The sequence below is a fragment of the Papillibacter cinnamivorans DSM 12816 genome, assembly GCF_900176335.1.
Classification (GTDB): domain Bacteria; phylum Bacillota; class Clostridia; order Oscillospirales; family Oscillospiraceae; genus Papillibacter; species Papillibacter cinnamivorans.
In genome coordinates this window covers 222996-242791 of sequence record NZ_FWXW01000001.1, presented here as the reverse complement: position 1 = coordinate 242791, position 19796 = coordinate 222996, and the positions used below count along the sequence as shown (strand labels likewise).

Sequence of the window (19796 nt, the reverse complement as noted above, 5' to 3'; positions counted from 1 at the left end):
TGCCCGGTCTTTTCAGTGCAGAGCCGGCGCGGGGGATAAGGACGGTTTTTCCGGGGGCGCGGCGCAGGCGGAACGGACCACGCCGGAATGCCGTAGGCGGAAAACAGGAAAAATACGGCGAAATATTACGTAAAACTTACCAAAATCCCGCGGGAAGCATACAAGGGACAGGTAGAGTAAAAACGGTATAAAAAATTTCCAGTTCGGTAAAAAGCAAAGGAGAGGGGAATGTTCATGACAAAAAAAGCAAGCCGCTTCGCCGCGCTGGCCCTGACGGTCGCTATGCTGGGCACGCTGACGCTGCAGTCCGCCGCCGTGGGGGTCTCCAAAGCAAAAGAGGAAAACAGCAAAATTAAAAACGTGATCGTGCTGATTCCCGACGGAATGAGCGTGGACGACGTAACCCTGGCCCGCTGGTACAAGTCCTACGACGCGGTCTCCGGGACGGTTGACACCTCGGTGAGCCTGGCGCTGGACAAAATGGCTTCGGGCCTGGTGCGAACCTACTGGGAAAAGGCAGGCGTAACGGGAGCCATTACGGATTCCGCCCCCGCCGCCACCGCGATGGCCACCGGCGTCAAATCCAACGACAAGTACATCGGCGTGACCTATGACCAGAAGCCTCTGGCAACAGTGCTGGAAGCGGCCAAAAGCACCGGCAGGGCCACGGGCCTGGTGGCGACCTCCAACATCCAGCACGCCACGCCCGCGGGCTATTCCAGCCACTATCCCGACCGGAGCAAATACGAAATCCTGGCCGAACAGCAGGTATACAACGACATCGACGTGGTCTACGGCGCGGGTTCCAAATACCTGGCCGGCCGCGCGGACAATGAAAACATGATTAACACCCTCAAGCTCAACGGCTACGAATACGTCACCACCCGGGATCAGATGGAAGCGGTTACCTCGGGCAAGGTCTGGGGCATGTTCGCCGCCTCCGACATGGCCTATGAGATGGACCGGGACGAAACAGCCGCCGCACAGCCTTCGCTGGCTGAGATGACCGATTCCGCCATCCGGCTCCTCTCCCAGGATGAGGACGGCTTTTTCCTCATGGTGGAAGGCTCCAAAATCGACTGGGCGGCCCACGCCAACGATCCCATCGGCGTCATTTCCGACGTGCTGGCCTTTGACGACGCGGTATCCGTGGCCCTGGACTATGCCAAGGCGCACCAGGATACCATTGTGATCGCCATGACCGACCACGGCAACGGCGGCCTCACCATCGGAAACGCCGATACCAGCTCCACCTATTCCAGCGACAACCTCATCAAGTTCATCGCACCCCTGAAAAAGGCCACGCTCACGGGCGAGGGCGTTGAAAAAATGCTCAACGCCGACCGTTCCAACGCAGAAGAGGTCATGAGCACCTATTACGGCATTTCCGATTTGTCGGACGACGAGATCGCCGCCATCAAGGCAGCTCCCGCCGGCAGCATGAACTATGTGGTCGGTCCCATGATTTCCAAACGGGCTTATCTTGGCTGGACCACGACGGGTCACACCGGAGAGGACGTGGTGCTCTTCACCTATCTGCCCGGAGACGAGCGGATTACGGGCACCATCGACAACACCGATGTGGCGGATATCTGCGCGGGCGTCTGGGGCGTCGACCTGGAAGCTCTCACGGACGAACTCTATATCAATGCTTCCGCGGCATTCGAGGCCAAGGGCGCCACGGTAACGGCGGACAATTCCAACGAGAGCAACCCCAAGCTGGTGGTGACCAAGGGCAGCACCACGCTGATCATCCCCGAGAGCAAGAACTATGTCTATGTGAACGGCTCACAGTTCCTGTTCGACAGCGTAACCGTCAACGTCAAGGGCGTGTTCTACGTGTCCCGGGAGGTTGTGTCTCTGATCGCCTGATCCCCGACTGCTGAGTATAAGAAGAGTGAAGAAATGAAACTACAGATTCCCATAGCACTGACGATTTTAACCGCGGTCCTGCTGAGCGGCTGCGGAGGGCAAATCGGGTCCGCTTCCGGCGCTCCGTCCGCGCAGACGCCGGCACCGACGGCGACAGCCGCGACCGCGGCGGAGGAAGCTCTCAGCTTGAACGGATCGGTAGCCGCCCTGCCGGTAATGATCGCTCTGACGGAAGGGTTTTCCCAGAAAACGGGCGGCGCGGCCGACGCGGTGGCCTCCGGCAAGGAAGCGGCGATGACGGCTGTGACCTCGGGAGAGGCGAATTTCGCCGTCTACGACGGCACCGCGGACGAAGCCCCGGACGGGACCGCGGCGAAAGTCATCGCATATCAGGCGGTGGCCGTGGTGATTAACACCTCCGCGGGAGTCCGGGACCTGAAACCGTCCGAACTGAGCGCAATCTTTTCCGGACAGAGCACCGATTGGTCCGATTTCGGCGGAAAGGGACCCATTACCCTCATCGTTCCGGAGAAAAGTAACGCTTTCCGTATTTTCTTTGAAGAGAATTTCGGCCTGCGGGAGAGCGGGAACGGCATCGCAAAGTCGCTGATCCCGGACAGCGCGGCGGTTTCTGACGATCCCCTGGAGGATACGAAAGCCACGGAAGGCGCCGTGTGCATCTGTTCCGCGGACAAGGTCCTGGGTACGGGGGAAGCGATCCGCATCGGAGGGATCGAACTCAACCGGTCAACCCTGGAGGACGGCACCTATCCGGCATGCCGGTCCGTCGTGTTCCTGCAGCGGGACACTCTCACGGCCGGTGAGCAGGCCTTCTGCGATTACCTGTCCTCGGCAGACGCCCGAACCCGGATTCAGGACGCGGGATTTCTGCCGAAGGACGCGAATCCATAAAATAAAAAGGGAGTAATAAAAATGAAGCTCATCAAACGCATCCTTCCCATGTTCCTCGCGGTAATGCTGTTTACGGCCATGATCCCGGCAGCTTCCGCCGCCACCACGATCTCCATCAAGATCGATGGGCAGACCGTATCCTCCGACACGGCGCCCTATGTGGAAAACGGCACCACCCTGGTTCCCGTGCGCGTTATCACCGAGTACCTGGGCGCCGACGTGAGCTGGGTCCAGGCCAAGCAGCAGGCCGTGGTCAAAACGGCGGGCTACACCGTGGTCTTTACCCTGGGTTCCAAGAACTACACCGTCAACGGGGTGACCAAGACCCTTCTCCTGGCTCCCAGAGCGGTGAACCAGCGGACCATGATCCCCCTGCGGGCGCTTTCGGAAGCCATCGGCGCGGACGTAGACTATGACGCCGCCACCAAAACCGCCGTCGTCAACTACTTCACCACCATGACCGGCTCCATCAAGATCAGCGGCTCCACCACCCTTCAGCCCATTGCCCAGGCGGCGGCGGACAAGCTTCTCTCCATGAACACCGGCCTTTCCATCGCGGTCTCCGGCGGCGGCTCCAGCGCGGGCATCAAGGACACCATCAACGGCGCGAACAATGTCGGCATGTCCTCCCGGGTGCTCACCGCCGACGAGTCGGCTTCCCTCACCCAGTTCACCGTTGCCAACGACGGCATCGCCCTGATCGTAAATCCCAACAACACCGTCAAGAACCTGACAAAAGAGCAGGCTGAAAAGATCTTCCTGGGCGAAATCACCAACTGGAAGGATGTCGGCGGCAACGACGCTCCCATCCTGGTCCAGACCCGCGAAACCGGTTCCGGCACGCTGGCCACCCTTTCCGAGCTCCTTCTGGAAAAAGCGGCCGTCGTTTCCACCGCGACTCCCTACGCCTCCTCCGCCCTCATCAAGCAGGCCGTGGCTTCCGACGTGAACGCCATCGGCTTCGACTCCATCGGCTATGTGGATTCCTCCGTCAAGGTGGTCTCCATCGGCAATATCACTCCCACCACGGAAACCGTGAAGAGCGGCGCTTATCTCCTCAGCCGGAGCCTGTACGTATTCACCAAGGGAACCCCCGAAGGCGTCAACGCCAAGTTCATCGACTTCCTCAAGAGCGAATCCTGCCAGAAGGATATCGTGGTCAAGGAAGGCTACATCGCCATCCGGTAACAGCGCAGCCAAACGGGAGATCTGATTTTTCAACGCGGCATCCGTTCCGTGCTATCGGGGCGGACACCGCAAAGAGCGCGCAAGCAGCCGGTCGCCTCCGGAGCTCCTCCGGCGGCGGGCCGGCTTGCGCGGTAAACAGAGAAAACGCCGGAAGACGGATTTCGGAAGCTTCCGGCGCAAAGGAAGATGACTATGGGAAAGACCGGGAATCTCAAAGATCTCAACGCCCCGGAGAAACTGATACATATTCTGTCTTTGGTAAGCGTACTTGCCATTATTTTTATTTTCGTATTTGTGGGAATCAAGGCCTGGCCGGTAATCCGGGCCAGCGGCGCGGGGCTGGTCGCCACGGCCGGATTTGACAAGCAGGTGTCGGAGGCCTTCTTCGCTCCGGCGGAGGCGCCTGTCTATACCTTCGGACTTCTGGGGCTCATCGCGGGAACGCTCTTTACCACGGGGCTTTCTCTGCTGGCGGCGGCCGTTTTGGGGATTGGAGCCGCCATCGCAATCGCGGAGCTGGCCCCGAAGCCGGTGGCTTCTGCCCTGGGCGCGGTGGTCCGTCTGCTGGCATCCATCCCCTCGGTGGTCTTCGGCCTGGTGGGCATCATCGTTGTGGTGCCCGCGGTGGAGCAGGCTTTTGTTACGACGGAGCTTCAGATCGAATATCTCAAGTATTTTCAGATCACGGGCAGGAGCCTTCTTGCCTCGGTGCTGGTTCTGACCTTTATGATCGTTCCCATGGTGATCTCCCTGTCCATCGACGCGCTGCGGGCGGTGCCGGGGAGTCTCCGGGAGACGGGATACGCCTTCGGGATGTCCCGTTTCCGGGTGATCTGGAAGATCGTGCTGCCCTCGGCCCGGTCCGGGATCCTCGCCGGCATGATCCTGGCCTTCGGCCGCGGGATCGGGGAAGCCATCGCGGTGTCCATGGTCTGCGGCGGCATCGGCAATATCCCGGATCTTTCCATGGGCTTCGTCTCGCTTTTGACGCCGGTCCTCACCCTCTCGGCGGCCATCATCAACAAGTCGGAAGCCATGGGGGCCTATGCCGTGGAATCGGCGCTCTTCGCCTGCGGCGCGCTCCTCCTGCTCATCGGAGCGGCTCTGAGCATCGGGGCGAGGCTCATTGAAAACAGACTGAAAAGGAGCATGGGAGATGCCGACTAAACACAAAACCCACCGGGCGGACACGGCGGCGGGAACCCTTTACGCATGGCTGTCCACCCTTCTGGTGGCGGCGGTCTGCCTGCTGATCCTGGCGGTGGTCCTCTATTACGGCTTCGGCGAGCTGTCGCCGGATTTTCTGATAAAGGAGCCGAACCCGTCGGCCATCCACACCGAGGCGGGCGGCATCCTGACGCCTTTGGTGGGAACCGTGCTCCTCACCGCCATCGGGACCGCAATCGCCTACCCCTTTTCCCTGGCGACGGCAGTCTATCTCACCTATTACGCCCGGCGCGGCGCGATGAAAGCGGTGATCGACACAGCCATCGACATCCTCTCGGGGGTGCCTTCGGTGGTCATCGCCCTGTTTGCCCTGGCAATCTTCACGCAGCCATGGCTTTCCTTTTTCAGCTCCCAGGTGGAAACTGCCGTGGGAGTATCCCGGGCTTACGGAAAGTCCTTTCTGGTTTCGGGGATCGCCATGGCGGTGATGATATTGCCCTTTGTCATCAAATCCATGGAGGAAGCGATGAAAACAGTCCCCGCCAGCTACCTGGAGGGATCCCTTGCCCTGGGCGCCTCCCGGTGGCGCACGGTGTCGCGCATCGCGCTGCTGGCGTCGAAACCGGGGATCCAGACGGGGGTGATCCTGGGCATGGGGCGAATCATCGGGGACACGGCCATCGTCTGGCTCACCCTGGGAGGGACGCTGCGGATGACGGGGCTTCAGCCCTGGTACTCCCCCGTCAACTGGATGTCCACCCTGCGCAATACCGGTTCCACCCTCACGACCTACATCTTTTTCACCTCCCCCGCGGGGGAGGGAAACAACTTTCACGTGGCCTTCGGCGCGGCGTGCGTGCTCATCGCCATCATCGTGATCCTCAATCTGCTGACGGCGGTGGTGGGCGGCATCGGAAGGGGGCGGCGGGATGTTCATTGAAATTTCCCATGTGAGTGCGTGGTACGGGAAAAGCCGGGCGCTCGCCGACGTGTCCCTGGAGGTGCCGGAACACTGCATTTACGCCTTTATCGGCCCCTCGGGCTGCGGCAAGACCACCCTTCTCCGGTCCGTCAACCGGCTCAACGACTTCGTGCCGGGTTTCCGGCTGGAGGGCGACGTAAATCTGGACGGGGCCGACATCTACAAGGCCCGCTCGCCGCGGTTCGCCGAGGAGCTGCGTCGCGGCATCGGAATGGTCTTCCAGCACACCAATCCCCTGCCCATGACCGTGATGCAGAATATGCTGCTGCCGGTGCGGGAGCACCTGAAGGAAAGCAAGGAGGTCCTGAGGGCCATGGCGGAGGACAAGCTGAAGCTGGTGGGGCTGTTCGACGAGCTTTCCGGCCGGTTCGACCAGTCCGCCCTGCGCCTTTCCGGCGGGCAGCAGCAGAGGCTGTGCATCGCCCGGGCGCTGATGCTGGAGCCCAAGCTTCTGCTCATGGACGAGCCCTGCTCCGCACTGGATCCCATATCCACCTTCCGGATCGAGGAGCTGCTGACAAACCTGAAGGAGAGGTACACCATCGTCATGGTGACCCACAACATGGAGCAGGCCCGCAGGATTTCCGACTATACCTCGTTTTTTTACCAGGGAAGGCTGGCGGAGAGCGGAAAGACCCTGGACCTGTTCTCCTTCCCGCGGGAGGAGCTGACCCAAAATTACCTCACGGGCCGCATATGACGCCCGGAGAGACAGTGGAGATGAACGGATTGATTTACGGCATCATTGACCTGGGCTCCAACACCATACGCCTTTCCATCTACCGGCGGGAGGGAGAGGAAACCCGGCTGCTGCTGCACAAAAAGACGACGGCGGGTCTTTCCGGCTACGTGGAAAACGGAGAGCTGTCCGAAGCCGGGATCCGGAAAGCCTGTTATGTGCTCTCCTATTTCCGGCAGCTGCTGAACAATTTTCAGATCAGTTCCTATTACGTGTTTGCCACGGCTTCTCTGCGCAACGTGGGAAACACCGAGGAGGCGGTGCGGCGGATCCGGGAATACACCGGTTTTTCCGTGGACGTGCTCACCGGCGAGGAGGAGTCCCGGCTGGGCTTTATCGGCGTCATCGGAGCGGTACATATGGAAAACGGGCTTTTCGTGGACATCGGGGGCGGCAGCACGGAGCTGGCCGAGTTTGAAGGCGGCGAGATCCTGCGGGCGGAGAGCATGCCCGTGGGCGCCCTCAACCTCTTTTTAAAAAACGTGCCCGGCATCCTTCCGCAGAAGGAAGCCATGAAAAAGATCCGCGCCGCGGCGGAGGAAGAAATCCAAAAGCTCAACGGGTTTTCCAAGGTCCGCAGGGAGGAAATCTGCGCCTCGGGCGGCACGGCACGGGCAACCCGAAAGCTTTATAACAGCTATTTTGAACTGCCCTATGAAAATACCCTGCTGGAGACCCGGCTGCTGGGAGAGCTGCTGGGCGCTTACCGGAAAAACGGCAAGGCTTTTTCCAGGCGCATGCTTCAGCTGGTCCCCGACCGGGTGCATACGCTGATACCCGGCATGGTGATTTTACGGACCGTGGCGAAGGGCTGCGGGGGAAAACGCATTACCGTGAGCAGCTGCGGCGTCCGGGAAGGCTATCTTTACAGCAGGGTGATACAAAGGGGGATATGACCGTGGAAGAGGAAAAAAACGCCGGCACTTCTCATGATATCAGCTATACCCAGAACCGGGAGATCTCCTGGCTGCGGTTTAACCGAAGGGTGCTGGAGGAGGCGGACGAGGAAATGCTTCCCCTGCTGGAAAGGCTTAAATTCGCGGCGATCTTCGCGAGAAACCTGGACGAGTTTTTCATGATCCGGGTGGGAAGCATCCAGGATCTGGCGCTGATGGACGAAAACCACACGGACAACAAATCCGGCTGGACCGCTCAGGAGCAGCTGAAACGGATTTACCGCGCCGTGACGCCCCTCTACGGGCAGAAGGACCGCATCTTTTTTCAGCTCCAGCAGAAGCTTTCGACCGCGGGGATTTCCAGAGAGATCTTTACGCAGCTGAGCGGCCAGGAGAAAAAAACGGTGCAGGAATACTTCGAGAGTTTTGTGCTGCCCGTCCTGTCCCCCCAGGTGGTGGACGAAAGGCACCCCTTCCCTCACCTTTCCAACAAGACTCTGTACGTGGCGCTGCTTCTGAAAACCAAGAACGGCGGGCAGTTCGGCATCGTGCCCGTCCCCCGGGCGGTGCCGCGGCTCTTTTTTCTGGAGGGAGAGGGAATCCGCTACCTTCTGCTGGAGGATATTATTTCCGCCTTCGCGGATACGATGTTCGGCGGGTTCGGCGTCGCGGAAAAGACGGTGGTGTCGGTCACCCGGAACGCGGACATCAATCCGGACGACGAGGCCTTCGACGTGGAGGACGATTTCCGCCTCAGGATGAAGAAGGTGCTGAAAAAGCGGGCGAGGCTCGCTCCCGTGCGCCTGGAGACCCAGGGGGAGCCGGTTCAGGCGCTGGAAGAGTATCTTTGTGGGAAGCTGGGCCTTGCCAAAAAGCAGGTCTATCACAGCGCGTCCCCTCTGGACCTGTCCTATGTCTTCCAGCTGGAGGAGAAGCTTCCCCAGGCGGACAAGAGGGAACTGCTGCACCGCCCGTATACGCCGCGCTATTCGCCGATGCTCCGGGAAAGCGAGAGCGTTCTGCCCCAGGTGTTGCGCAGGGACGTACTGCTGTACTACCCTTATGAGAGCATGGATCCCTTTCTCCGCCTCGTCCGGGAAGCCGCCCTGGATCCGTCCGTCCTGTCCATCCGGATCACCCTCTACCGCATCGACCGGAAATCAAAGCTGGCGGAATACCTGGTGGCGGCAGCGGAGGCGCAGAAGGACGTGACGGTGCTCATGGAGCTGAGAGCCCGGTTCGACGAGCAGAACAACATCGAGTGGGCCGAGCGCCTGGAGGAAGCCGGGTGCAAGGTGATCTTCGGCATCGACGGCTTCAAGGTGCACTCCAAGCTCTGCCTCATCACCCTGCGGGACAAAGGCCGGATCCGCTGCGTAACCCAGGCGGGGACCGGAAATTACAACGAAAAGACGGCGGGACTTTACTCCGACCTGTCCCTCATCACCGCAAACGAGGAGATCGGAAAGGACGCCGCCGCCTTCTTCAAAAACCTATCCGTCTCCCGTATGGACGGGCGGTATTCAAAGCTGGTCGCAGCCCCCTCCATGCTCAAGGAGACGGTCCTCACCCTCATCGACCATGAAATCGAAAAAAAAGAAAACGGCCTTCCGGCCGGGATCTCGTTCAAGCTCAATTCCATCACGGACAGGGACGTCATCGACCGGCTGTCTATGGCCTCCCGGGCCGGGGTCCCCGTCGCGCTCATCGTCCGGGGAATCTGCTGCATCCTGCCGGGGGTTCCCGGAAAGACGGAAAACGTGACGGTGCGGAGCATCGTGGGCCGGTTCCTGGAGCACGCCAGAGTCTACTGCTTCGGCGGCGGCGATGACAGGCGGATCTACATTTCCTCGGCGGATCTCATGACGCGCAACACCGAGCGCAGGGTGGAAATCGCCTGCCCCATTCTGGACGAGGAACTGAAAAGGCGAATCCTGCATATTCTGGACGTTCAGCTGAGGGACACCGTCAAGGGAAGGCGTATGCTCCCGGACGGTACCTACCAGCGCATTCCCTCCGGCGAGGACGGGCCGCTGGACAGTCAGGAGTACTTCATGCACGAGACGGCGAACATACCGGCGCCGGCTGCAAAGGAACCGGAGGGAGGGTTTCTCGCCTCACTGCTGCGCCACATCGCCAAGCACGGGACGGCGGCCGATTGAATCGTATACGATTCCCGCTTCCCGCGCGGCTCCGGGGTCGAAGCAGTTGCGCCCGTCCAGCACCACGGGCCTTTTCATGAGCCGGGGGAACATGACAAGGGGAAAGGCGCGTACCTCCTCCCACTCCGTGAGGATAAAGCAGATGTCGGTGTCCTTCAGAGCCTCCCCGATGGAGGAGCAGTAGCGGACGGAGCCGGTGAAAAGCCGGCGGAAGCCTTCCATGGCCGCGGGATCCCAGACCCGGACATGGACGCCGTTGTCCAAAAGGACGGCGACGTGCTGCAGCGATGGCGCGTCCCTCAGGTCGTCGGTGCCCGGCTTGAAGGAAAGGCCCAGCACCGCGGCGTTCAGGCCCTCCAGGCAGGGGTAGTACCGGCGGGCCTTTTTGATGAGACGGATCTTTTGGTTCTCGTTCACCTCGATGGCGGCCTTGACGGTTTTCAGTTCGAAATCGTGGTACCTCGCCAGCCAGTGGAGAGCCTTAGTGTCCTTGGGAAAACAGGAGCCGCCGTAGCCCACGCCGGAGCGGAGGAACCTGTTGCCGATCCGCTCATCCATACCCATGCCAAGGGCCACCGTCTCCACGTCGGCGCCCACCGCCTCGCAGAGGTTGGCGATCTCGTTGATATAGGAAATCTTCAGGGCCAGAAAGTTGTTGGAGGCGTATTTGATCATCTCCGCCGTCTTCCGGTCGCTCACTAAAATGGGGACGTCAAATTCCCGGTAGACCCTGCGGAGGACCGCCTCGGCCGTTTCGCTCTCCACGCCCAGGACCAGGCGCTGACCGGAGAGCATATCCCGCACGGCGGTTCCCTGGGAGAGAAACTCCGGGTTGGAGGCCACCTCCAGGCGAATCCCCCGTCTTATGCGGGAGGACAGGAGCTTCTCCAGCTTCTCGTTGGTCCCCATGGGGACGGTGGACTTCACCACCACGACGCAGTCCCTGTCGGCATGCTCCGCGATCTCTTCCGCCGATTCATAGATAGCGGCGAGGTTTGCATACCCGTCGGCCCGCTCAGGCGTCCCCACGCAGATGAATATGACCTCTGCTCCGGGGATGGCCTCCCCGGGGTCGGCGGTATAGATCAGGCTATTCTTGTTTTCCTCCATCAGCTCCCGGACTCCCGCTTCAAAAATCGGCGGGACACCGCGGCGCAGGAGGGAAATTTTTGTTTCGTCCCGGTCCAGGCAGCGGACCTCGTGCCCGGTGTGGGCGAGACAGACGGCGGTGACCAGGCCCACGTAACCGGTTCCGACGACGGCGATCTTCATACGGCGACCCTCCCCTGCTCCGGGGCGCATCCGTCCAGAACGGCGCGATACTGCAGCATCAGGCTGTCGAAGACTCCCGTCCAGCTGCGGCTGCGGGCGGTTTCCAGCCCGCCCTCTCCCAGTCGTCGGCGCAGGAGCGGATTGGAGGCAAGCTCCAGCATGCCCCGGGCGAGGCTTGAAGCGCTTTCATATCCGGCAACATAGGCGTTTTCCATGTGGAAGGCAAAATCGGTGACGCCCCCCGAATCGGCGCAGACGGAGGGCAAGCCGCTTGCCATGGCCTCCAGCAGGACGTTCCCCAGGGTCTCCGTCCCGGAGGGAAAAACGAAGGCGTCCGCGCTGGCGTAGATTTCCGCCAGTTCCGCGCCCTGTTTGAAACCGGTAAAGACCGTGTTGGGAAGATCCATGGCGGTCATTTCCCTCAGGTACGGCCCGTCTCCCGTAAAGACAAAGCGCGCCCGCTCCCCCATCCGGGCGTGGACCTCTCGGAGGGCCCGGGCCAGGACGTCCAGCCCCTTCTCCCTGGCGATCCGGCCCACATAGAGAAAAATGAACTTGTCCCGGCCGCCCAGGGAATCCCGAACCCCGCCGGAGCGCAGCCGAGGGCTGAATCTTAAAAGGTCGACGCCCCGGGACCAGACGTCCAGACTGCCCATGCCCCTCCCCCGGAGCTCCCCGAGGGTGCTTTTGGAAGGACAGAGGTTTACCGCGGCAAAGCTGTGGAACCATTTCATGTACGTCCAATACGGGAGATCCAGGAGGCGGGCGTAATAAAAGGCAAAATACCGGTCGAAGTTGGTGTGGTAGGACATGACCACGGGAATGCCCAAAGAGCGGGCGGCCTGGAGCCCGCTCATGCCCACCCCCAGCTCGCTGGTGATATGGATGAGGTCCGGGCGAAAGTCCCTCACGGCGGAGCGGACCGCCCTTCCCGAGGGAAAGGCAAGGCGGCTGCTGGGACTGACAAAGGGAGGAACGCCGGGAAAGCGGAGAACGTTTTCTTCCTTAACGGGAGTGAGGTTTCCGCCGTAATCGGGAGCGAAAAAGAGGTGCTGCGTATTCCGTGCGGCCAGGTAGGCGGACAGATACTCCAGGGTATTGGTCACGCCGTTGATCTCCGGCCGGAAGGTATCCGTAAAATAGGCGATTCTCATGGGCTTCGTCCATCCTTTCCTCAGGATTGCGGAACTTGGGGTTTTCTCAAAACGCCGCGGCGGTTTTGCAGGCGGGGTATTCCGCGGATTCGGGGACGCGCAGGCGGCAGGAACAGCGCACCAGGGCGGCAGCCGCCTCCGCGCAGGCCTGATTGGCGCAGACCAGATCCTGCCCCGGCGAGGGCACGGCGTCCAGATAAAAGCGGTGATAGGCCTCCAGCTTCCGGATCAGCGCCTCCAGGTTTCCCGCAACCTCACCGCTTTGCAGGTAAGGGATGCGCCCCAGAACTTCCGCCCGTTTCCTGCCGTATTTATACAAACTGTATTCATACAGCACGTGGGCAAGCAGTCCCTTTTTCATCCGCCCGCTGTGGGCATGGCAGAAAAAATCCGCATAGTAGTGGCAGACGACTCCCAGACGCTTGGAATATTCGCTGCCAATCTCTGCGGAAGAAAGAGGCTGGGAAGCCAGAGCTTCCATTTCCCCGGTGACGTAGCCGATGCTCTGGGCCAGGTAATGGGGCCGGGAGAGAAAGGAGGGCCGGAAGTCGGGAATGATGTTTCCCAGAAGAAAGCTCATCCTGCTCAGACGGATTTCGTGGTGCTCCGCGAGGTAAGTACACACAAGGGAGCCCACGGCGATATGGGACAAGGTATTCAAGCCTATCACACCCTTCCGATGAAACCATACCACCGGTCTTAAAAAATCCCATCAAACCGGGGTAAAAATACGGTGAAATCTCTTCTGCGGGATCAGCAGGTGGCCATCCGGACCGCGCTGTCGAAGGCCAGGGGGCTGCGCTCGCACTCGTCGTCGTTCATGGTGAGCTGACAGCAGTAGGGGCTTCCCTTCATGCGCTCGGAGGCAAAGCACAGGCCGTTGGTGCGGCTGTCCAGGTAGGGATGGTCGATCTGGTCCGGGTCCCCCAGGAGGATGAGCTTGGTCCCCTTGCCCGCCCGGGTGACGATCCCCTTCACCTGCTTGGGCGTCAGATTCTGGGCCTCGTCAATGATGACCCAGTTTTTCTGAATGGAGCGGCCCCGGATGTAGGCGATGGCTTCGGTGGTTATGATATTGCGGTTGAAGAGTTCGCTGACCTTGTCGGAAAGCTCGCTCTCGTTTTTGTATCTCTCGCTGTCGTCGCTGTCCACCAGGATTTCCAGGTTGTCCACCACGGAGCGCATGAAGGGAGCCAGTTTTTCCGACTCGCTTCCCGGCAGGTATCCGATGTCCTCGTCAAACTTGACATTGGGCCGGCAGACGAGAATCCTGCGGTATTCCCGGCTTTTGTGGGCCAGCACCCGGTGCAGTCCCACGGCCAAAGAATAGAAGGTCTTGGCGGTGCCCGCGGCGCCCTTGACGATGACCAGGGGGACCTCCGAGGAGCTCATCATCAGGGCCTCCTGCATGAAGCGCTGGCCCACGTTCCGGGGACGCACCCCAAAGGGGGTCTCGTCGGCGTACTTTAGAACCGTCAGATGCTTGCCGTCGAACCTGCCCAGAGCGGACTGCTTGGCGCTGTCCGTACTGCGCAGGTGGACAAACTCGTTGGTGATCAAAGAAAAGGGACGGCGCTCGCCGGTATCCGGGTCTATGGAGGACAGGGAGCGGAGAGGGAGAGTCCCCTTTTTATAGAACTCATCCAGTTTTTTGGCGGTGGCGTAAAGCTCCGTCCGGCCCCGGTACTGGGAATCCGGCCGGGCCACCTGCTCGTTTAAAAAATCCTGGACGGGGATGCCGATGATGTCCCCCTTGATGCGCAGGAAGGTGTCCTTGGTGACGAGAATGGCGGGCTCGCCCCGGTCGGCAAGGCCCTTGCAGATCTTCAGGATGCGGTTGTCCGCCTTGGAGCCCTCCCAGCTTTCCGGGAGCTCCACGCCCCGGAAGTTGAGCTCGATGCGCAGAAGCCCTCCGCCCGGGAGCTCCACACCTGCGGTGAGAGGTCCCCTGCTGCGGAGAGCTTCCAGAATCCGGGCGGCTTCGCGGGCGTTGGCGCCCGTCTCGGACGGGTCTTTCTTGAAACGGTCCAGTTCCTCCAGGACCACCTCGGGAAGGATCACGTCGTTGTCGCCAAAAGCATACAGGGCATGAGGCGTCTGAAGCAGCACGTTGGTGTCCAGAACGTAGGTTTTTTTCACAGGGGAGCCCCCTTATCTTGTATCTTGACACCATGGTACCACCTGCATGTATAGCCGGTTTGACGGCTGTGTAAAAACTGCGGGTGCCGGGCGGCAAGTTTTTCCGGCCCGGAGGGAAGGAGAATCCAACCGCCGCCGACGGGAGAAACCTTCCTGTGGCCGCCGGGGTCCTTTCGTGGTATCCTGAATCTGGAGACCGGTGGGAGACCACCTCCCCTTATGCAAAAATGTTTCAAATACTATTCCAATAAAAATAATAAACAAGACAATACGGTTGTCCCCCGCCTCCGGCGGGGGACAACCGTACTATTTCATTTTTTGTATCGATATTTTTATTGAAGTCTAGTATAATTTTGTGACAAACCGGAGCCGTAAAGTGTATTACAGGTGAAAGCTTTCAAAAGGCCGTGAGGTGACCAGGTGGAACAGACACAATTTCTTGCGATGGCGGACCGGTATAAGGACACGGTGTACCGCGTCGCACTCAGCTATTACGGAAATCCATACGACGCGGACGACACGGTGCAGGACGTGCTGATGAAGCTCTACGGAAGCAAAGGGGAGTTTGAGAGTCAGGAGCACGTGCGAAACTGGCTCATCCGGGTGACCGTCAACGCCTGCAGGAACACCCTGCGGGCGCCCTGGAGGAGCAGGAGGATGGAGCTCGGTGAGCTGGCGGACTCCGTAATCTTCGAAGCACCCGAGGAAAGCGAGGTGTTCCTGGCGGTGATGAGCCTGCCGGAGAAATACCGGACGGTACTCAACCTCTTCTATTACGAGGAGTATTCGGTGCGGGAAATCGGTGAGCTTCTGGGAATCCGGGTGTCGGCCGTAACCACGAGGCTCTCCCGGGCGCGGGAAATGCTGAAGCAAAAGCTCAAGGAGGTTTGGCAGGATGAATAACAAGGAGCGGTACAAAGCCGCTTTTTCCAGAGTACATAGCGGCGTGCAGCCGGGTGAACGGAAACCCGAGCATCGCAGAAGCAAAATGACGAGGCGCGCGGCAGTCCTGGCGGCGGCGATCTGCCTCGCGGGGGCCTTCTCCGTCACGGCTTTTGCCGCGAACCTGTTCGGACTGAAGGACCTGGTGCTGGGAGCCGACGACGGGGTCAAGGATCCCTCCTACACCGTGGAAATGATCTCCCTGCAGGGATACTCCGGCAGCGACGAATACAAGGCGGCGGCGGAATGGGCGGCGTTCCTGGAAAACTACGATAAGGACGGGACGCTCCTGGCCAAGGTGGGAAACGGACCCACCGGGCTGGATGAAAAATACAATCTGTATTATGTATACACCCAGGAGATGGCCGACAAGCTGGAGGAAATCACGGGGAAATACGGACTTTCCCTGCACCGGACCCTCACCATCGCGGAGAGTGCAGAGGAGCTTTTCGAACTGGCGGGAACCGGGGACTTTCTGGGAGAGGGACACACAAGATGGGGAGGATATGTCTATGAGGACGGGACCTTCCACATCGACGGCAGGGTGCTGCTTCCCAGCGGTGTGAATATCGACTATCAGCTCATGGACTGCGTTAAGGGCAGCTTTACCGATACCCTTTTGAACATCGGCGACGCCGGGAGCTACACCGAATGGCCCTATGAAACCTCCTCCGGCGTGCAGGTGACCCTGGCGCTGGGACCCGCAAAGGCCCTGGTGATCGCGGACCTGCCCGGTTCCTTCGCCACGGTGAACGTTCTGGCCGGTGCGGAGGAGTACTCGGGAGGCCTGACCGCCGCCGACCTGGAGGCTATCGCGGACACCTTTGACTTCTCCATGCTGAAGTAATACTATTATCCAAGTAAAAAGATGAAACAAGATAGTATGGTCATCCCCCCGCCGGAGGCGGGGGATGACCATACTATCTTGTTAGTTGTTTCGACATTTTTATTGAAGCCTGGTATAAGCGCCGGTAAGAAAAAAAGAGCCGGACGACAGATTACAGAAAGTATAAGTACGGCGCCTCCGCCCTTCGGCGGGGACGCCGAAGACTGTCGAAAAAGTACCGAAGGCACTTTTTCGAGTGGGATGCGGCTTGTCGCGCGCACGAATCGTCCGCCAAGGGCGAACCATTCGTACACTTACAAGCCGAGAAGTGTTTTCCCCGACGCACAGGTCGCCGGGAAACCGATACGATTTTATTCGCGACGTGCGCGTCGCGAACTCTGCGAGGCTTTTTCGACAAGCTGTGGCGCCACAGTTGTCGAAAGGCCGGTTTCCGCGGAAATGCCTCACCTCTTCTTCCGATGACAAATGCCTGCGCTTTTTCGCCATACGTACTTTGGAGGGATATCCTGAAAAATTCCCGGCAGGCACTTGACAAAGCATTATACGACCGTATAATTAATATTATACAATCGTATAAAACGGGGGGCGCGGAAGAATGGACAAAGAAATCAGGCGGCTGGGGGACGCGGAGCTGGAGATCATGCAGGCGATATGGGCCGCCGGCGGACCGGTGAACTCCGCCTATATCCAGGGAGCGCTGAAGGGCCGGCGCGACTGGGCGCTTTCCACCCTGTTAACGGCTCTGAACCGATTGCGCGACAAAGGATTTCTGTCCTGCGGAAAGCAGGGGTGGAGCAATTTGTATACGCCTCTGATCGGTGAGGCGGACTACCGGCAGAGCGAGGGGCGCACCCTTCTGGAAAAGCTGTACGGGAATTCCGTGACGGGGCTCGTGGCTTCTTTGGTGGACGGCAATTCCGTAGGCGAGGAGGACCTTAAGGAACTGCGGCGGATGCTGGATCAATGGGAGGAGAGGAAATGACGGGCACGCTGTTTTTTAATCTCCTGCGTATCTCCCTCGCGCTGAGCGCGCCGGCGGCGGCGCTGCTGCTTCTCTCCCCCGCCTGGAACCGGACCTATGCCGCGCTCTGGAAAACACGCCTGTGGTGCCTGCTGGCGGCGCTGCTTCTCCTGGGGCCCTGGATCCGGCTGCCGGAGGGAACGGCCGGGATCGAAATCCCGCTGCCGGCGAGGCAGATGCTCTATACACAAAGCGAAAGCGGCAGAACACAGATGCAGCTTCTCTCCGGCGGGACCGGCGCGGCGGAGGAGCAGAATCCCCCTGCGCAGACGGAGGGCAACAGCGGACAGCAGGCCGCCGCAGCAGTCCCCGCAAGGCAGCGCTCCATAGATATTTTGACCCTGGCGGAGATCATCTGGGGAGTGGGCGCGGCAATCTTTCTTCTCCGGCTGTGCATCGGCGAATACCTATTTACAAGGCGGGTGGGCCGCTGGGCAAGACCGGCAAAAAACGAGAGGCTTCTGGCGGTTTACCGGGAGCTGTGCCGGCAGAGAGGAAAAGGCCGGTGTCCCGAGCTTCTGATCCTTCCGGATATCGGCAGTCCCCTGATGACGGGGCTGATCCGCCACAAGCTGCTGCTGCCCTCGGAGGAGTACACCGAGTCGGAGGCGGCCTGTATCCTGGCGCACGAGCTGACCCATTGGAAGAGCGGAGATCTCTGGCGGAAGACGCTTTTTTGTCTGGCAAACGCAGTCCACTGGTTCAATCCCGCGGTCTGGCTGCTGCGCCGGGAGGCCGGATACGATCTGGAGCGGGCCTGCGACGAGCATGTGCTCAAAAACGCGGACGCTGCCGGACGGAGAGCCTACGGTGAGGCGCTGCTGTCCGCCGCCCGGAAGGGCCGCCGGCCGGCGCTCTCCACCTACTTTTCCGGCGGAGCGAAGGTCCTGCAGGAGAGGCTTTCCAACATCCTGTCCAAAGGTAAGCGCCGGGGCGCTGCTCCGGCTGTCCTCCTTGCACTGCTGACCGTTTGCGCAGTCTTTTTAGCGGCATGTACCCCAAAGGAGGGGACCCAACCCACAGCCGCGGTTTCAGAGGGGTATACCCTGGCGGCTACGCTGTCTCTTGAGGACGCGGAAGCCTACATACCGGAAACAGGCGATTTCCCCGGAGAGACGGACGAGAGCGACATTAACGAGGTGATCGTGTCCCGTAAACTGGAGGACGGCACCGAGGTGCTGTTCTACTGGTCTCAAAGCGGCGCGAAATACTGCGCCTACCGCGCCTCCGGCAGCAGCACGCTGACGCGGTTCACCCAGGAAGACAACGAATACTCGGAAGGCTATGCCATCGAGACCTATACGGGGCTCTTCGGACACGACGGATTTATCATCGAGTGCCCCCGGGGCGCGGCGTATCAGGCATACGACTATTACTATTTCGACGAGGACGGGCAGCTGAGACTTCTGGCGCAGTGTGCCAATTACGTCATCGATGAGGACATAAACGGCGACGGAGAGCGGGAGCTCCTATGGTTTTATCACGGGGGCCGGGAGTGTTACTGCTATTTTGAAAAGGATGGCGTTTTATATCAGGCGTACGTCAGCGCGATGGTGGATCAAACCATGACGGCCTGGAAAGATATCTATGCCCTGCCGGACCGCTTTGCGGACGGGACGCTGCCCATTGAGTACAACGAGAACTCCGACGACAGCGGAGCGCTTCCCCGGGACGGCCTGCTGCGCTTTACGTCCGACACGGTGGAGGTATACGCCCGGGAAGACGGAAAGGAAGCGGAAGACGCGGATTGGGCGAGCGCGGAGCTGACCGTAATAGACGGGGTCCCCTACATCCGGCACAGTGTCGAGGAGAGCTGGACGCAGCTGGGACCGGCTATCGCGGCGCCCAGGGAATGGAGCGCCCAGCCGGATCTCGCCGGGCGCGGAGAGGCCACCACGCTCATCGGCGATCCGGAGATCACCATCAGGCTGGTTTCCGCCAAGGACGGCTGGCTGACTGCTACTTATGGCCGGGGAGTTGCGGCGGCGGACACCTACATCTACCGCACCCATGACGGCGGAAAAACCTGGACGGAGACGGGGCAGCTGACAGAGGCCCACTGGTGGCCCTGCGCGATGGCCTTTACGGACAACAAGCGGGCAGTGATCGCGGTGGGCATTTTCTGCGACGCGCCGATCTTCTGCACTCGGGACGGCGGGGAGACCTGGTCCCTTGCGAAGCTCCCGTTTTCGGAGGGAATCTGGGAGGCCCAGTCCATCGGCTCCGACGGGGAAAAGCTCACCATGACGGTCACGGACAAGAGCGGTTCCGGCGGGACGCAGATCCTTACCTCCGGCGACGGGGGCGCGACCTGGGAGCTGACGGATCCGGCGGAGGGATGAGATTCTTCAGTCTGTCGACAACCCCCTTTTGGGTTTATCGACAGAGGAGCTGCGCTGCGTTCTCCGCCTCAATGTCCGCATATAGCGGCCATTTCGACGGTCACTCCGCGAGAAGTGTTTTCCTCCGACGCACATGTCGTCGGGGAAAACGAATATAATTC

At 60.4% G+C, this 19796-nt stretch carries 16 protein-coding genes; 12 read left to right on the top strand and 4 right to left on the bottom strand.

Going from position 1 to position 19796, the window contains the following annotated elements; genetic code table 11:
* Nucleotides 1-234: 234 nt before the first annotated feature.
* The 8 genes from B9A13_RS01160 (at nucleotide 235) to ppk1 (ending at nucleotide 9918) form a co-directional block, all read left to right on the top strand.
* The gene (locus B9A13_RS01160) at nucleotides 235-1872 is read left to right on the top strand and encodes an alkaline phosphatase (RefSeq protein WP_084233533.1); all 1638 of its coding nucleotides are present in this window, start codon (nucleotides 235-237) and stop codon (nucleotides 1870-1872) included.
* 33 nt (nucleotides 1873-1905) lie between these two features.
* Entirely contained in the window at nucleotides 1906-2784 is an 879-nt protein-coding gene (locus tag B9A13_RS01155; RefSeq protein WP_084233202.1) for a substrate-binding domain-containing protein, read from the top strand.
* A 21-nt stretch (nucleotides 2785-2805) separates the two neighbouring features.
* A complete protein-coding gene (locus B9A13_RS01150; protein ID WP_084233201.1) occupies nucleotides 2806-3972 on the top strand; it encodes a phosphate ABC transporter substrate-binding protein PstS family protein in 1167 nt (388 codons plus the stop codon).
* A gap of 192 nt (nucleotides 3973-4164) precedes the next feature.
* Nucleotides 4165-5139, top strand: coding sequence for a phosphate ABC transporter permease subunit PstC (gene pstC, locus B9A13_RS01145; RefSeq protein WP_159447980.1), 975 nt, complete (start codon nucleotides 4165-4167; stop codon nucleotides 5137-5139).
* A complete protein-coding gene (locus B9A13_RS01140; protein ID WP_084233199.1) occupies nucleotides 5129-6079 on the top strand; it encodes a PstA family ABC transporter permease in 951 nt (316 codons plus the stop codon). Before pstC ends, B9A13_RS01140 begins: the two co-directional genes overlap by 11 nt.
* On the top strand, nucleotides 6069-6821 hold the full coding sequence (locus B9A13_RS01135; RefSeq protein ID WP_084233198.1) for a phosphate ABC transporter ATP-binding protein: 753 nt from the start codon (nucleotides 6069-6071) through the stop codon (nucleotides 6819-6821). Before B9A13_RS01140 ends, B9A13_RS01135 begins: the two co-directional genes overlap by 11 nt.
* Nucleotides 6822-6841: 20 nt before the next feature.
* Nucleotides 6842-7756, top strand: a complete 915-nt coding sequence (locus B9A13_RS01130; protein WP_159447979.1) for a Ppx/GppA phosphatase family protein — start codon at nucleotides 6842-6844, stop codon at nucleotides 7754-7756.
* A gap of 2 nt (nucleotides 7757-7758) precedes the next feature.
* Nucleotides 7759-9918, top strand: coding sequence for a polyphosphate kinase 1 (gene ppk1 / locus B9A13_RS01125; protein WP_242942745.1), 2160 nt, complete (start codon nucleotides 7759-7761; stop codon nucleotides 9916-9918).
* On the opposite strand, the gene B9A13_RS01120 is transcribed toward ppk1, so the two are convergent.
* The 4 genes from B9A13_RS01120 to B9A13_RS01105 all read right to left on the bottom strand — a co-directional run bounded on the left by B9A13_RS01120 (nucleotide 9874) and on the right by B9A13_RS01105 (nucleotide 14483).
* Nucleotides 9874-11190 carry a UDP-glucose dehydrogenase family protein gene (locus B9A13_RS01120; protein WP_084233195.1) on the bottom strand — a complete coding sequence of 439 codons (1317 nt, stop codon included), beginning with the start codon at nucleotides 11188-11190 and terminating at the stop codon, nucleotides 9874-9876. The two genes, ppk1 and B9A13_RS01120, sit on opposite strands and share 45 nt — an antisense overlap.
* Nucleotides 11187-12344 (bottom strand): glycosyltransferase family 4 protein, encoded by a 1158-nt coding sequence (locus B9A13_RS01115; protein ID WP_084233194.1) that lies wholly within the window; start codon nucleotides 12342-12344, stop codon nucleotides 11187-11189. The genes B9A13_RS01120 and B9A13_RS01115 overlap by 4 nt, the downstream gene beginning before the upstream one ends.
* Nucleotides 12345-12390: 46 nt before the next feature.
* Nucleotides 12391-13005: a zinc dependent phospholipase C family protein gene (locus B9A13_RS01110; protein ID WP_159447978.1), complete on the bottom strand. Its 615-nt coding sequence runs from the start codon at nucleotides 13003-13005 to the stop codon at nucleotides 12391-12393.
* 92 nt (nucleotides 13006-13097) lie between these two features.
* A complete protein-coding gene (locus B9A13_RS01105) occupies nucleotides 13098-14483 on the bottom strand; it encodes a PhoH family protein (RefSeq protein ID WP_084233192.1) in 1386 nt (461 codons plus the stop codon).
* Nucleotides 14484-14903: 420 nt separating this feature from the next.
* Here B9A13_RS01105 and B9A13_RS01100 point away from each other — a divergent pair, with 420 nt between their 5' ends.
* The 4 genes from B9A13_RS01100 to B9A13_RS01085 all read left to right on the top strand — a co-directional run bounded on the left by B9A13_RS01100 (nucleotide 14904) and on the right by B9A13_RS01085 (nucleotide 19635).
* Nucleotides 14904-15386, top strand: a complete 483-nt coding sequence (locus tag B9A13_RS01100) for an RNA polymerase sigma factor (RefSeq protein WP_084233191.1) — start codon at nucleotides 14904-14906, stop codon at nucleotides 15384-15386.
* The gene (locus B9A13_RS01095) at nucleotides 15379-16272 is read left to right on the top strand and encodes a hypothetical protein (RefSeq protein ID WP_084233190.1); all 894 of its coding nucleotides are present in this window, start codon (nucleotides 15379-15381) and stop codon (nucleotides 16270-16272) included. Before B9A13_RS01100 ends, B9A13_RS01095 begins: the two co-directional genes overlap by 8 nt.
* A gap of 595 nt (nucleotides 16273-16867) precedes the next feature.
* Nucleotides 16868-17254: a BlaI/MecI/CopY family transcriptional regulator gene (locus B9A13_RS01090; RefSeq protein ID WP_084233189.1), complete on the top strand. Its 387-nt coding sequence runs from the start codon at nucleotides 16868-16870 to the stop codon at nucleotides 17252-17254.
* Nucleotides 17251-19635 carry a M56 family metallopeptidase gene (locus B9A13_RS01085; protein ID WP_159447977.1) on the top strand — a complete coding sequence of 795 codons (2385 nt, stop codon included), beginning with the start codon at nucleotides 17251-17253 and terminating at the stop codon, nucleotides 19633-19635. The genes B9A13_RS01090 and B9A13_RS01085 overlap by 4 nt, the downstream gene beginning before the upstream one ends.
* The last annotated feature ends 161 nt before the right edge of the window (nucleotides 19636-19796 follow it).